This window comes from Clostridium senegalense JC122 (assembly GCF_000285575.1).
GTDB lineage: Bacteria > Bacillota > Clostridia > Clostridiales > Clostridiaceae > Clostridium_J > Clostridium_J senegalense.
Genome location: NZ_HE611050.1, coordinates 942,536 through 957,740 on the forward strand (window position 1 = coordinate 942,536; position 15,205 = coordinate 957,740).

At 26.2% G+C, this 15,205-nt stretch carries 14 protein-coding genes, 6 tRNA genes, 1 pseudogene and 1 riboswitch; of the genes and pseudogenes, 4 read left to right on the top strand and 17 right to left on the bottom strand.

The genetic code is table 11. The features are described 5' to 3' along the window. The first annotated feature begins 125 nt into the window (after positions 1-125). The 4 genes from cysK to CSGHG_RS05030 all read left to right on the top strand — a co-directional run bounded on the left by cysK (position 126) and on the right by CSGHG_RS05030 (position 4,615). Positions 126-1,037, top strand: coding sequence for a cysteine synthase A (gene cysK, locus CSGHG_RS05015; protein WP_010293200.1), 912 nt, complete (start codon positions 126-128; stop codon positions 1,035-1,037). 25 nt (positions 1,038-1,062) lie between these two features. Next, positions 1,063-1,605: a serine O-acetyltransferase EpsC gene (gene epsC, locus CSGHG_RS05020; RefSeq protein WP_010293201.1), complete on the top strand. Its 543-nt coding sequence runs from the start codon at positions 1,063-1,065 to the stop codon at positions 1,603-1,605. Positions 1,606-1,716: 111 nt separating this feature from the next. Continuing rightward, a riboswitch (purine riboswitch) is annotated at positions 1,717-1,830 on the top strand. A gap of 127 nt (positions 1,831-1,957) precedes the next feature. Beyond that, positions 1,958-2,530: a xanthine phosphoribosyltransferase gene (locus tag CSGHG_RS05025; RefSeq protein ID WP_010293202.1), complete on the top strand. Its 573-nt coding sequence runs from the start codon at positions 1,958-1,960 to the stop codon at positions 2,528-2,530. Between the two features lie 333 nt (positions 2,531-2,863). Further along, positions 2,864-4,615: an ATP-dependent metallopeptidase FtsH/Yme1/Tma family protein gene (locus tag CSGHG_RS05030; protein ID WP_010293203.1), complete on the top strand. Its 1,752-nt coding sequence runs from the start codon at positions 2,864-2,866 to the stop codon at positions 4,613-4,615. A 40-nt stretch (positions 4,616-4,655) separates the two neighbouring features. On the opposite strand, the gene CSGHG_RS19925 is transcribed toward CSGHG_RS05030, so the two are convergent. The 17 genes and pseudogenes from CSGHG_RS19925 to CSGHG_RS22515 form a co-directional block, all read right to left on the bottom strand. Beyond that, complete coding sequence (locus tag CSGHG_RS19925) at positions 4,656-6,440, bottom strand: YhgE/Pip family protein (RefSeq protein ID WP_052314781.1); 1,785 nt, start codon at positions 6,438-6,440, stop codon at positions 4,656-4,658. Between the two features lie 35 nt (positions 6,441-6,475). Beyond that, positions 6,476-6,808, bottom strand: a complete 333-nt coding sequence (locus CSGHG_RS21750) for a YhgE/Pip domain-containing protein (RefSeq protein ID WP_052314782.1) — start codon at positions 6,806-6,808, stop codon at positions 6,476-6,478. A 164-nt stretch (positions 6,809-6,972) separates the two neighbouring features. Continuing rightward, a tRNA-Gly gene (locus tag CSGHG_RS05040) sits at positions 6,973-7,046 on the bottom strand. Positions 7,047-7,062: 16 nt separating this feature from the next. Next, positions 7,063-7,138, bottom strand: a tRNA-Pro gene (locus CSGHG_RS05045). A 65-nt stretch (positions 7,139-7,203) separates the two neighbouring features. Next, a tRNA-Gly gene (locus tag CSGHG_RS05050) sits at positions 7,204-7,277 on the bottom strand. Between the two features lie 4 nt (positions 7,278-7,281). Next, positions 7,282-7,356 (bottom strand) — tRNA-Gly (locus CSGHG_RS05055). 5 nt (positions 7,357-7,361) lie between these two features. Further along, positions 7,362-7,437: transfer RNA gene (locus tag CSGHG_RS05060), tRNA-His, on the bottom strand. 6 nt (positions 7,438-7,443) lie between these two features. Then, positions 7,444-7,520, bottom strand: a tRNA-Arg gene (locus tag CSGHG_RS05065). A 305-nt stretch (positions 7,521-7,825) separates the two neighbouring features. Beyond that, positions 7,826-8,635, bottom strand: a complete 810-nt coding sequence (gene proC / locus CSGHG_RS05070) for a pyrroline-5-carboxylate reductase (protein ID WP_010293204.1) — start codon at positions 8,633-8,635, stop codon at positions 7,826-7,828. Between the two features lie 323 nt (positions 8,636-8,958). After that, positions 8,959-9,525, bottom strand: a complete 567-nt coding sequence (locus tag CSGHG_RS05075) for a helix-turn-helix domain-containing protein (protein WP_010293205.1) — start codon at positions 9,523-9,525, stop codon at positions 8,959-8,961. A 509-nt stretch (positions 9,526-10,034) separates the two neighbouring features. Continuing rightward, positions 10,035-10,508, bottom strand: coding sequence for an FUSC family protein (locus tag CSGHG_RS05080; protein WP_010293206.1), 474 nt, complete (start codon positions 10,506-10,508; stop codon positions 10,035-10,037). Positions 10,509-10,758: 250 nt separating this feature from the next. After that, the gene (locus tag CSGHG_RS23050; protein ID WP_010293208.1) at positions 10,759-10,911 is read right to left on the bottom strand and encodes a hypothetical protein; all 153 of its coding nucleotides are present in this window, start codon (positions 10,909-10,911) and stop codon (positions 10,759-10,761) included. 222 nt (positions 10,912-11,133) lie between these two features. Then, complete coding sequence (locus CSGHG_RS21755) at positions 11,134-11,700, bottom strand: TetR/AcrR family transcriptional regulator (RefSeq protein ID WP_010293209.1); 567 nt, start codon at positions 11,698-11,700, stop codon at positions 11,134-11,136. An 888-nt stretch (positions 11,701-12,588) separates the two neighbouring features. Next, positions 12,589-12,825 (bottom strand): MarR family winged helix-turn-helix transcriptional regulator, encoded by a 237-nt coding sequence (locus CSGHG_RS21760; protein WP_010293212.1) that lies wholly within the window; start codon positions 12,823-12,825, stop codon positions 12,589-12,591. 468 nt (positions 12,826-13,293) lie between these two features. Continuing rightward, positions 13,294-14,034 (bottom strand): Bax inhibitor-1/YccA family protein, encoded by a 741-nt coding sequence (locus tag CSGHG_RS05100; RefSeq protein ID WP_010293214.1) that lies wholly within the window; start codon positions 14,032-14,034, stop codon positions 13,294-13,296. Positions 14,035-14,254: 220 nt separating this feature from the next. Then, a complete protein-coding gene (locus CSGHG_RS05105) occupies positions 14,255-15,019 on the bottom strand; it encodes a hypothetical protein (RefSeq protein WP_026022235.1) in 765 nt (254 codons plus the stop codon). Continuing rightward, positions 15,016-15,205, bottom strand: a pseudogene (locus CSGHG_RS22515) (GTP pyrophosphokinase); the annotation flags it as partial. The pseudogene CSGHG_RS22515 and the gene CSGHG_RS05105, both read right to left, overlap by 4 nt.

The window sequence follows — 15,205 nt, forward strand, 5'->3', positions numbered from 1 at the left end:
GGAGTTTTTTTATACCCTTTTTATATAGAATTGCAATTCATAAATTAAATAAAAACTTATAGTAAAACGATTTAAAGCTTTAATCTATTAACTTAATGTATTATTAAAAATTTAGGAGGTAAATTATGTTATACGAAAACATTTTAGATATGATAGGTAAAACACCTATAATAAAATTAAATTCATTAACTTCAAAGGATATGGCTGAGGTTTATGTAAAGCTTGAAAAATATAACCCTGCAGGAAGTATTAAAGATAGAGCTGCTCTTGGAATGATAGAAGCTGCTGAAAAGGAAGGACTTTTAAATCCTAACTCTATAATTTTAGAGCCTACAAGCGGAAATACTGGTATAGCTTTAGCCATGATTGGTCGTCTTAAAGGATACAAAGTTGCTCTAGTTATGCCGGAGACTATGAGTTTAGAAAGAAGAAACTTAATTAAAGCTTATGGTGCTGAATTAATTCTTACTGATGGCAGCAAAGGAATGAATGGTGCTATAGAAAAGGCTTTAGAGCTTTCTAGTAAAAATCCTAATTATTTTATACCTCAACAATTTGAAAATATTAATAATCCTAAAAAGCATTATGAAAGCACTGCACTAGAAATAATAGAGGATTTACCAAACTTATCTGCCTTTGTTGCTGGTGTAGGTACTTCTGGAACAATTACAGGTATAGGTAAAAAATTAAAAGAATATAATTCCTCTGTTGAAATAATTGCAGTAGAACCTTTCAATTCAGCAGTAATATCTGGTAAAAAACCATCACCTCATAAAATACAGGGTATTGGTGCTGGTTTTATTCCTAAACTTTTCGATCCATCAATTGTAGATTCAATAATAACTGTAAGTGATGAAGATGCTTTTAAAACAGCTAATGATTTAGCTAAATTAGAAGGATTGTTCCTTGGAATTTCATCTGGAGCAAATGTTTTCGCTGCAATTCAAATAGCAAAAAAATTAGGTCCTAATCACAAAGTCTTAGCAATTTCTCCAGATGGTGGCGAAAAGTATATTTCTATGAATGTTTTTTCATAGATACTAATATAAGGATGTGACTTTAATGTTTAAATATCTTAGAGAAGACTTAAAAACTATAAAAAAGCAAGACCCTGCTATCAAAAGCACTCCAGAAGGATTTTTATATCCATGTATATATGCCTTGCTTTTCTATAGGATTTCAAATAAATTATACAATCATAACTTTTATTTTCTAGCTAGACTGATTTCTCAATTTAGCAGGTCTTTAACAGGCATAGAAATTCATCCTGGCGCTAAAATTGGTAGAAGACTTTTTATTGACCATGGTATGGGTGTTGTAATCGGAGAAACAGCTATAGTTGGTGAAGATGTAGTAATATATCACGGCGTAACTTTAGGAGGTACAGGTCATCATAGTGGTAAACGTCATCCAACTATAGGCAATAATGTAATTATAGGTTGTGGTGCTAAAATTTTAGGTCCTATAACTATTGGTGATAATTCTAAGATTGGAGCTAACTCTGTAGTAGTAAAGCCAATTCCAAGCAATAGTACCGCTGTTGGAATTCCAGCAACAGTTATAAGAACTTATGATCCACAATTCAAAACAATAGAAGTTATTTAAGAAAAAGGCGTCTTTTATATGACCTTAAAAGGCGCCTTCTTTAATTTAAATAAAGTTATTTTTGAAATTCCATATCCATATGTGTTATAATTTTATTTAATATATTTACATATTAAAATTAAATATAAGTTTCGTATATGCTTAATTATATCAATATATATTGAGGTTTGAGCGTTTCTACCAGGATGCCTGAAATTCCTGACTACGAATATAAAGTAAAGATATGAGTATATATCTTTATTTAAATAATTAACTACAAGTTATTATTTAATATATTCCTAGACAGACAATTGGTCTAGGATTTTTTAATATATTAATTTAAATGTTATAAAGTTACTATTGGAGGTATAATATGGAAATTTTAAAAAATAAAATCTTAACTGAAGGTGTTGTTAGAGAAGGAAATATTTTGAAAGTAGATAAATTTTTAAATCATCAAATGGATATAAAATTTTTCAATGAGATTGGAAAAGAATTTAAAGAAAGATTTAAAGATCATAAAATAGATAAGATATTGACTATAGAAGCATCTGGAATTGCTATAGCAGGAATAGCTGCTCAATATTTTGACTATGTTCCAGTAGTTTTTGCTAAAAAAACAGATTCATTGAATATAGATAGCGAACTATATACAAGTAAGGTACATTCATTTACAAAGAAAAAAGATTATACTGTTATGGCATCAAAAAATTTCATTAAAAAAGGTGAAAACATCCTAATAATAGATGATTTTTTAGCTAACGGGTGTGCAGCACTAGGTTTAATAGACATTATAAAGCAAGGGGAAGCTAATGTTGTAGGAGTAGGTATTGTTATAGAAAAAGGATTCCAACCAGGAAGAAAAGTTCTTGAAGAAAAAGATATAAAAGTAGAATCTTTAGCAATAATCGAAAAAATGGATGCTGGAAAAATCTATTTTAAATAATATAAAATACATAACATAAAATAAGAACCATGAATTTCATATTTCGTGGTTCTTATTTTTAACTATTTATTAATTAACTATATTTCCATAACTTACATTACCAATTTATATGATTTTAATTAGACATAGTTTTCAAAACAAATATAATTATATTATAGCTTGTAGTTATTGGTGAATATAATAATATAATTTTTTAAAATATATTAGCCATCTTTAAAATTTATATTTTTAAACTTTAATTACTATAATTCACCTAGGCAATCAAGCTCCTTTAATTCTTGATTGCCTTTTTTTATTGATTAATATAATAACTTTTAAGGAGGGTTTTTATAAGTGAAAAAAAATGAAAATAAAATTTACTTTATTACAGCAATTGCCACCATACTTATATCTTTTTCTATAATGGTAGCAATAAGCTTTAAAAGTTCAAAAATAGATTTTAAACCCTATAATGAGTTTTTAAATGATTTAAATAACCATTCCGTATCTACTGTTTATTTAGTTCCATCTCCTAAGATAGAAGTTCTTTTAAACAATGGGACAAGCTATTTAACAGATAATCCAGATAGCAATACATTAAGAGAAACATTACTTAGCAAAAATGTTTCCGTAAAAGATAAATCAAATACATATATGTTACAAACAATATCTTCTATATTTTTAATAATTTCTATAGGCTATTTAACTATTTCTACAATTTCTAAAAAGAAATCAAAAGGTGGCATATCTTCTTTAAATACAGAAGATGTATCTTCAACTGCAAAAGAAAAATTTAATTTTAATTCTTTAGCTGGTAATGAAGAAGCTAAAGAAAGTGTTAAAGATATTGTTGATTACCTTAAATTCCCTGAAAAATATAAAAAATATGGTGCTCGTGTTCCTAAAGGAGTAATTTTATATGGAGATCCTGGAACTGGTAAAACTTTGCTTGCTAAGGCTATAGCTGGTGAAGCCAATGTTCCATTTTATGCAGTATCCGGTTCAGACTTTATTCAAGTTTATGTAGGTGTTGGTGCTAGTAGAGTTCGTAACCTATTTAAAAAAGCTAAGGCACATAAAAAAGCTGTTATTTTTATTGATGAAATTGATGCTATTGGTAAAAAACGTAGCAATAGCACTAATGGTAGTTCTGAAGAAAAAGATCAAACACTAAATGCTCTATTGACTGAAATGTCTGGATTCAATGATGATGAAGGTATAATTGTTATTGCGGCTACTAATAGATTAGATATACTAGATCCTGCCCTTTTAAGACCTGGCAGATTTGATAGACATATTGAGATAGGTCTCCCTGATGTATCAGCAAGAGAAAAAATTATTTCATTGCATCTTAAAAATAAACCTTTTAATGATTTAAATATAAAAGATATAGCAATTAAAACTGCTTATTTTTCCGGTGCTAAAATTGAAAATTTAATAAATGAAGCTGCGATACTTGCTTGTAAGGAATCTAGTGATTTTATTACTAACGCACATATAGACACAGCTTTTTCAACAATAATTGCTGGACATGAAAAAATTAATACTTCATCTTTTAAATATGAAGATAAAAAGATAACAGCATATCATGAAGCTGGGCATTGTTTAATTTCATTGTTAGAACTTCCTGAAGAAAAAGTATCAAAAGTAAGTATTATTCCAACTACCAAAGGTGCTGGTGGATATACTTTAACTTTACCTACTGATAAAAGTTATCAAAATTTAGAGTATTTATCAAAAAAAATTATGGTTTTTTTAGGTGGTAGAGCTGCAGAAGAACTTATTTTTGGTGAAAATCATATTACTACCGGTGCTTATAGTGATTTAAAACAAAGTAGTAATATGATTTACAATATGATAGCTGAGTATGGTATGGGGAAATCTCTCGGACTTTTAAGACTTTCAGAGATGCCAACATCAATTCAAAATGCTAGTGCTAAAATGGTGTTAGATGAATGTAAAGACACAATAGATACTTTATATTTTAAAACGAAAACACTTTTATTAGACAATATAGATAATCTTAATATTTTAGCTAACGAACTAATGGATAAGGAAACCCTTTCTTATGATTGTATACTAAAATTGATTGAACAAAATAATTAATTTTAAAAATAAAGCTGTAAGATACCTTACAGCTTTATTTTTATTCAGACAATCCACTTTCCTTAAATTTCTTATTAAATTTTTCAGTTATATTATCTAAAGGTTTTTTCAAAATAACACCAATAAATACTGCACCTATAAAGTATATTATTAACATTTTTATATCATAAATCACATTATCCCTTATCGGCCCAGCTACTGCTTCCCTCATAACTCCTATTGCATATGTAAATGGTAGAAATGGATTAATAGCTTGGAAAAATGGTGGTGTTACTTCTATTGGAAAAGTCCCTCCAGAGCCTGCAACCTGAAGTACTAATAATATAACTCCAATGGCTTTACCTACGTTACCAAAAACAGAAACTAAAGTATAGACTATCATAGAAAATACTACAGAGGATATTATTGTAGATATTATAAATAATTTCATATTTACAATATAACATCCAAGTAAATACTTATCTCCTATAGCAACAATTAATCCCTGAATAAGTGCTATTGTTAGGAAAAATAAATATTTCCCAAAAAATTTCTCATAATTTTTTAAAATTCTCTTATCATCAAATTCATATACATCCACAGTTAATATAGAAGATAGAATTAATGTACCTACCCATATTGCTAAAACTGTATAGAATGGTGACATGGCAGAACCATAGTTAGGAATCTTATATAAATCATTTTCTACTAGTTCCACTGGTGTAGATATAAATGTTTTTGCAACATTAGGATCTATTTTTAATAATTCTAATATTTTATCTACAATTTTTTCATCTTGAAAAATAGTAGTTTTATCATTAATCTTAGATAAAGTTTCTCTTATATAAGGTAAATTTTTCTTAAGCTCTTCTATTCCCTCTATGCCTAATTCACTACCTTTTTCTCCTATTTCTAATATTTGTTCTACTTTAGGAATATCTCCCTTTGCTTCATTTAATAAATTCAATGAATTATCTACTATTGTATTTAATTTATTTATAACATTATCTAATGCTGGTTTAAGCTCTGAATCAAAAGAATTTATCTTTTTATCTAAAAAGTTAATTATATCATTATTTATATCTTTTAATCCTTCTAAAGCATCCTTACCAATAGTTTGCCCTTCGCTTGCAGCTTTAATCAATTGATCCACTACTTGTATTTTTTCATTAATTCTTTGAGAAAAACTTTTTAACTGTGCCGATAATTGTTCTAAAACTTCATTGTTAGCTACATTGTTAATTCTGTCTATAGTATCTACTAAGTTTGTTATCCTTGCATCCATGTTATAAAATAATGTTCGAATCCTTTTAAGTCCATCTGTTACTTCAACTCCATTTGTAGAATCTACTATTCCTTCTATTATTATATTAATTTCTTTGGCTTTATCTCTTATAAATATTAAGCTTTCTTTTACGAATGGAGCTATAGTATCTATATCTTCTTTACCTCTTTGAATAAACTTTTCACTCTGATTTCCCACTTCTATTGCTGAATTCAAAGTTTCTTTTAAAATTGGAATATTACTTGTAATTTTATCTATAAATTCCTTGGCAGTTATTGACCCCTCATAAAGTTCATTTATTACTGTTTCAATTTCATCCATGTTATTATTTAAGTCAGAAATTACATTAATTATTTTTTTTAAAGTAGGTCTTTGTCCTTCGATTTCAACACCTATTTTATTAAAATTTTCAAATATAACACCGTTAACCATCTCAATAAAATTTTTAGATACTGTCTCTTGTAAGCTAGATGCACCCTTTTCTGTTATTTTAGGTGCTACTGCATTAATTTTTTCATTAACATTATATATAAGCTGAGGTTTTTTAGGGCTTTTTCCCAAAAATGAAGTAATATCTTTTGAAAATGTTTCTGTAATTATAATACTTGCATAGTATTTGCCATGATTAACCCCATAATCTGCATCCTTTTGATCTGTAAAAACCCATCCAATATCATGATTTTTTTTAATTCTGAAACAATTTCCTCTCCTAATTTTAAATCCATGTTATCAAATTTATATCCAGAATCCTTATTTACAACAGCTACTTTAATCCCCTTAGTATTTCCATATGGATCCCAGCAAGCTTTAATATTAAACCATGCATACAAAGATGGTAAAATACATAATCCTAAAATAATTATAATTGCAACATAGTTTGTAAAAAGCATCTTCAAATCTCTTCTATATATCTGAAATATATTTTTCAATTAATTCACACCTCTCTATTAACAATATTTTAATTAGATATATAGTTATAGATTTACACTTTAATAAAAACTTATGCAAAAACTTATATTATTGCTTTTTAATTTAATTACCATAATAAATATTTTATACAACAAAAAAAGATAGCTATTAAGCTATCTTTTTCTGGAGCGGGTGAAGGGAATCGAACCCTCGTAACTAGCTTGGAAGGCTAGCACTCTACCATTGAGTTACACCCGCATGATTGTGTTAAAAGTGGTCGGGGTGACAGGGATTGAACCTGCGACCTCATGGTCCCAAACCACGCGCGCTCCCATCTGCGCCACACCCCGATATGAATTTATATATATATATTACCATATTTAACTTATTTTTTCAAGTAACTTCAAAAAATAATTGGAGCGGGTGAAGGGAATCGAACCCTCGTAACTAGCTTGGAAGGCTAGCACTCTACCATTGAGTTACACCCGCAAATTGGAGCGGAAGACGAGATTCGAACTCGCGACGTTCACCTTGGCAAGGTGACGCTCTACCACTGAGCCACTCCCGCATATATGGGGTGACCGATGGGACTCGAACCCACGACACCCAGAGCCACAACCTGGTGCTCTACCAACTGAACTACGGTCACCATACATGGTGCGTTTTAAGGGATTCGAACCCCTGGCCCACGCCTTAGAAGGGCGTTGCTCTATCCAGCTGAGCTAAAAACGCACATTTACTTGTCCATCATTTAACTTTTGCTCCTGACGACAAAAATAATATTATCATAGTTTTTTTTGTTATGCAAGCATTTTTTTGTTTTTTTTATATTTTTTTATATTTTTTAAAATAATATAGTATATTTACTATAAAAAAGCTTAAATTTTACTTTAATTTACTATAAATTTAATCGTATTATTATTTTTTAACCTTATAACACAAATAAAATAATATTATAAAACTTAATATAAATAAAATATAAAATTAAAACTGTATTAAAATATATTTCTAGTCTAATACAGCTTTTAACTACATAATTATTTTTTAGTCATTTCTTCTGATTTTCTCATGCAATCAACTACTGCCTCTATAACTGAAGCTCTGAAGCCACTTCTCTCTAGACTTCTAACAGCTTCAATTGTAGTTCCTCCTGGCGAACAAACCATATCCTTTAATATTCCTGGATGCATACCTGTTTCTAACACCATTTTAGCAGATCCTAACACTGCTTGTGCTGCAAATTTATATGCCTTATCCCTCGGCATTCCACCTATTACTGCACCATCTGCTAATGCTTCTATAAACATAAATACATAAGCTGGAGATGAACCACTAACACCTATTACAGAATCTATTAAGTACTCATCAACAACCTCAGCTTTTCCAAAACTTTTAAATATATCTTTTATATTATTTAATTCTTCTTCTGATATATTTTTATTTCTACAAAGTGCTGACATTCCTTCATTTACTAATGCTGGAGTATTAGGCATCGTCCTTACTATTTTCTTGTCTTCTCCTAATACAGTTTCAATATCTTGTATAGTTTTTCCAGCTGCTATTGTTACTATAACTGTATCTTTGGACAAATTCTGTTTAATTTCTTTCATAACTATATCATAAACATTAGGTTTAATAGCTAAAAATAATATATCTGCTTTCTTTGCTACTTCATTAGAATTTGTTGTAGTAATCACACCAAATTCTCTATTTATCTCATCTAACTTACTTTCATTTAAATCAGAAACAATAACTTGATTTGGTTTAACTAGATTAGATTTGATTATTCCACCAATCATAGCTTTACCCATATTTCCTGAGCCAATAAATCCAATTATTTTATTCATTATCTTACCATCCTTTTATATTGCTATTTCAAAATTGTTGTTGTATTTTTTAATTATATTATCATTATTATCTTTAAATTTTATTAAATCTATTATACACAATTGACTCTAATATTTTAAGTATATTTAAATATAAAACTTTAAAATATTTTTTCTAGTTTTATAAACAGACTTATACAAATACACACTATTCACTACACATTTTGAAATTTTCCAAATTTACTAAAAATTTTTCCTACTCCACTGTAGAATTGCTTGTACAATTTTCCCTTAAAAAATATATACATTACATTTATCTAATTTATAAATATCTTATTAAAGTATTACTCTTTATCTTTAAAAGGATTTGGCGTAAGAACCTCCAAAATTTTAACTATCTTACTTGTATGATTAGCAAAGTTATGCATTATTTGTGAACTATAATGTGCAGTATCTCCTGGATATAACTCATACTGTTCATTATCTACATACAATGTCAAAACTCCCTCTAACACGTATATAAACTCTTCACCTTCATGTTTATATTGAGTTAAATTGTCTTCTATGTTATTAGGCAATATTTCTATTAATCTTGGTAATAAAGCCTTATCATTAGGATTAGTAGTCAAGTTATAATTTATAAACATGGAACTGTCTATTTTAGCTACTTCTTTTTCATAACTCTTCAAAACTACTCTATGTTTTCTTTTTGGATTAGTAAAAAAATAATTTAAATCCACATCTAAAGCTTCAGCTATTCTCATAAGCGAATCTGTAGCTATACTAGTAAGACCTCTTTCTAATTGTGACAAAAAACCTATTGAAAGTCCTGTAGCCTCACTTAATTCTCTTAATGTCATCTTTTTATCTGACCTTAGTTCTTTTATTTTATTTCCAATATCTTTTTTCAAAATTTACACCTCTTCATCAACATAGAAATTATCTATTTTTTAACATTTTTCTTAATATTAATAATACTCGAAACTAGTATTATTGTCTATAATTTCCGTTAAATTTTAATTAAATATTTTCATTATAGTGAAAATTTGGTATATTTTCTAGACCTTTAAATAAAATATCAACTTTTCAGTTTATAGTAAAATAATTTTGCACCACAGTATTGAGTTTCAAATTTAATTTTGAACTTATTCATTTATATAGGGTTCCAAGTTAACTTTTAAAATTATCCATTCCAAAACTTGGATACCTAAAATAGTGATACATGCTCCAAATCACTAGAATTTAACACTGCATCTTGTATGAAAACATTTTAAAGTTATTGGATAAATTTAAATTCGAGCTTGTTTCTCTATATTACTAACTATATTTTTTATTAATTAATAAAAAGAATCTACATATAGCCTTAAATTTATATATCTATAAAAAATAAAGAACAAATCACATAATAATGATTTGTTCTTTACTTATCCTTCTTCTCTTTTTTTAGCTTATAATACGGACAAATATACTTATTAACTAATACAGCAATAATTATTCCTAATGCGGTTTCTAAAAATCTATTTACTCCATATTCAAATGGAGACTTATCTTTTAAATTAGTCATAATAGCTACAAAAACTATACATGATATAGTTGTTGACTTATTTTTATTAATTACATCACATAAGTATATAAGCAAACTAATGCCCACTGCTGTAAGAATTACACTATTAGGCATTATATAAGAAAATGCTACCCCTAATACAGCTCCAAATGTGGTCCCTATAAGCCTATTTTTTCCTACTTCAAAAGAAGTTTCTACAGTAGATTGCATGCATATAACCGCTGCTATACACGCATAAAAAGGTGAAGAAAATTTAAAAATCCTACTTATTACTATGCAAATAAAAACAGATACTGCTGTTTTTATATTTCTCATGCCTATTTTCTTCATAAATGTACTCCTTTAAATGACCTATAAAATTTAAATAAAAAATTTATGTATAATTTTTTATAGTATATATAATAACTTAATTATATATACTTTTCAAAATACCTTTTTTATTTATAGCTTATTAAATATAATTTAATACACTTGTTATTCCTTTACATTTAGTTTTTCTATAAATTTCTACGAAATTTAACACTCTAAATTTTAGCAAAATAAAAAACTGCCTTAATTAAAAAGCAGTTCTTTTTTTATGTTATTTTCTCATTTTTTGTTGTTCTCTTTGAATATCTTGTTGTGATAATCCTGTAGCCTCCATTACCTCTGTAATGCCCATATCTTGTTCTAAAAGATTTCTAGCTTTCTTTAGTAGTTTTTGTTGTTCTCCTTTATGCATTTTTTTACCCATAAATTACAAACTCCCTTCTAAATATGTTTAATTGTCTATTATATATATATAAATTTTAGACAAATCTAAAATCATTAAGAACTAATCTAGATTATGAACTTAATCATCTACCAATTAACACTACATTTTTATTATATCCTATAGCCATTAAACTTATTCATAAAAACAACATCTTTTATCTATAAAAGGAAACTTATAATTTAATTAACTTATTATATAATATTATACTACTAAGGATAATATTAAAGATTTTATAAATTTAAGATTTTCACATTTTTTTTCTGGATACATAGCAAGGCATTTAGTAATTTGCAGTATTAATGTATATCCTAATCTTTCATTTACATCTTCAATGTTGTTAAAACAAGCTTTTTTAGTTAAAGGCTCAAATATTTGTTTAATATTGCAAACAATTGTATCATTTATATTCATCATCTCTTTTGCCTTATTGCTATTAAATATATATTTTTGTTGTATATAAAAACCTAAGCCTTTTCTATTTTCAATATCATCATATAATATTTCAATTTGTACTTCTAATCTTTCTTTATCAGTTAAATTCTCCATTTTACTTTCTTCTATCTTCTTAAAAGTTTCTTTCCATGACTTATCTAATATATCCATAAACAATTCCATTTTACTACTATAATAATTATAAAATGTTCCTACTGCCATACCACATTCTTTTGCAATAAGCTTTATATCTACCCCATCATACCCTTTTTCTGAAAATAGTTTAAAAGTCTTTTTTCGTATAATTTCATCTAAATTTTTAATAATTTTTGGCATAGTATCTCCTCTTTTACTTTAAAATACGCTTTTTAAAAATAATATGTATTTGGACAACTAATTAAAATTAATATTTTTTTAATAATCAGCAGATTATTTTAGTTAAAAGTTAATAGTTGTGGTGATTGTTACTCACTATGTTCTTAATAATAATAAACATACTTTTTAGGACCAGCTTTGATTGTTCTAGGTTTTATTTACATCTTTTCAATTTTATTTTTAAAATAACTTGAGGAAAATAAATTTCAGTGATCCTACTATTCTTGTTACAGTTGTAAACTTTGGATATAACTTCAGTTAACTTTATATTCAAAATTCAACGTTTAATTTTTATATATTTAAAGAAACTGATTCTAAGTTTCATCCATTACTTTTAACTCTTAGCTCTTAACTTTTAACTAACTATAGTTATACTTGTTTTTCTTAACTGATAACAAAATTTTTATGAATAAATTTAAATATGATATTATTTCCCTATATAAGATTTCATAAGATTATAATAGTAGTAAATGAATATAACTTTCCCATTTTCACTACAAGTATATTGCTTAGATATATAATAGTCAACTTAAGAAAAACAATAATTATTGCATTTAAAAGTTATATATTAATATGTACTTAAAATATTGTTATATATTAATTATTTGCTTAAATTTAAATAAAAAAATGCATCAAAATAAAACTAAATTTTATTCTAATACATTACAGATTACTAACTTAAGTTTTTAACTATTTTAAATAATACTGATTGAAATATTTCTTTTTCATCTTGTTTTATATTTAAAAAACACTGCTTATCGAATTCTTCAAATAAATTAAAAATTTCATTCTTTATAGAGTGAGCTTTCTCTGTAAGAAATATTCTACTAACTCTTAAATCTTCACTATCTATTTTTTAACTATAAAGCCTGACTTCTCCATTCTATTTACCATTTTAGTCATTGTTGCCGGAGTAACTGAAAGCTTCTCACATAACTCTTTTTGTCTTACTCCTTCATTTTTATATAAAACCATTATAAGAGACGGTTGTCCTCTATATAAACCTAATTTAATTAATTCTTCATCTAATTTTTTAAAAGTTTTATTAGCAACTCTTAAATACTCCGATATTAAATTTTCTTCCATAATTTTATTCCTCCACTTTAATTAGTCAACTAAATTGTACTTTAGATAACTTATAAATTTAATACAACTTTCATATATTGAAACAAATTCTAATCTAGTTTCATTCTTTAGGAATTAAAATCTTCTGCCTATAAAATAAAAAACAATTTTATATTCCTATATTATATGATATCTTTTAACAAACAAATATTCAAATATATTTTTTGTAAACTTTTTTTATCAATATTAAATTTAATTTAAATATTTTAAACTTTTTTAATTTTTTCTTCATCATACTTTAATTTAATGTAATTTTAACCAAAACATTTTTATTACCTTAATTTATAATTTAAAATATAATATAAAGTTTTAAATTGGCTTTTAAAATTATTTACTTCAACCCTTAAATATTTAAAGAGTAATATATGCTCATAAACCTTTTAGAATTATGTATAAATTTAAATTCAAAATTCCTTCTATATGTGTGTTTTAATCTCTAGAACTCTGAAGTAATTTTGAAATTAACTGAACTATTTCTATATATAACCATATAAGTGTTACAAGTAACCCAAAAGCAGAATACCATTCCATATACTTAGGTGCACCGTATTGAACATTTTTTAAGATAAAATCATAATCTAATATTAAACTAAAAGATGCCAGTGTCACTACTAGTACACTAAATCCTATTCCTATAGTTCCACCTCCATATATAGGTAAATAAATTCCAAATATAGATAATATAAATGACAGTATATATAATAAAAAAACTGATGTTATACCTATAGTTACCCCTTTTCTAATTTTTCCAGCTAATGTTGGTGTTCTTCTATATATAAGCAATGTAGCTATCGCCACTGCAAAGGTTAAGCAAGTAGCAGAAAATACTATACCTGGATAATTAGATTCCATCACCATAGAAAAACTCGCTAATAATACCCCTTCAAACATAGCATATAAAATTGATGTTACATTTGCAATTTTAGGTATAAAACTAGTTAATATAGATAATATAACTGCTGCTATAGATGATATAATAAGCAAACTATTGAAATCTGAAGTACCCTCTTTTAATACAGACCAGGTAGTTCCAAAAGAAGTTACTGTTATACCTATTAAAATTAATGATTTAATTATAGTTGAAGAAACTCTCATAGTTTTATTATTGTAACCTGTTTTTGATTTTTCAAATCCACTAGTTATAAAAGGATTAGAGTTTACTCTTTTCATACAATCACTCCTTACTACGATTAATCAAACTAACTTGTAATAATCATTAATAACCCTATCCATTTTCATTATTCTTATTCTTTTAACTTTTAAATATGAAGCTATGAAGCATAAATTTAAAATTCTATATTTGTTTTATATCATAAGATATTTTAACAAATAACACCATAATAATTAATTACGATGTTATTTGCAAAATTTTCTTTATAATCAACTTATACTATTCATCAACTTCTAATAATATTTTATTTAATATCATTTGTTCATATACATCTTTTTCTTTTTCCCATTTTTCAAAACTAATTATATTTTTACATAGCATAAATACCATTTCTTCTATTACATTATTTATCTTACATATATTTTTTTCATATATAAAACTTATAGATGTAGCCTTGCCAAAAGCATTTGCTATTATATTTAACATCTCACATTTTATGTATTCACTTTCTTCTTTAGTAAAATTATCATTTAGTTGACAGAATCCTTCATTATTATAAAATCTATACTCCATATATTGTATAAATCTTTCAAAATCTTCTGCATTACTTCCTAATTCTATTTCAAAAAGAATTTTAAAAAATATATTCCAATGAAAATCAATATTTATAACATTTAATAACTTGTTTCCAAATTTCTCACAAAATTTACTTTCAAAATTTATATCTCTATCAAATTCTAACTCTCTACCAAAATCAATATTATTCTTACTTATTTCATTTACTCTAGATAACATATTAATAAGGGTTTGATTATAATCCTGAAAATCTTTTGCATTGCTGCTTCTAAATATATAATTTACAATCACATCGGAAGATGTTTTAAAGTCAACTATAAATCCTATACTATTTTTCATCTGATTAGAGAAAGAATCATATATAATTTTAGACAACATAGTTTCTATTTGTTTTTTTCTTACATCTAAATCTGCAGTGTTGGATTTAGCTGAATGATTATATACTACTGCTAATTGATTATCAATCATGCATAAATGTTTTTTATAGATGTTAATATATTTTTTAGAAACTCATCACCTAACATATAATTTTTATTTTTATATATTACTTTATGTTCAATTTCACCCCAGAACATATTTACAAGAGATTTAATTTGAAGTTCAAATTTATATTTAACTTTATCATTTTCATATATTCCATCTATTTTATATATT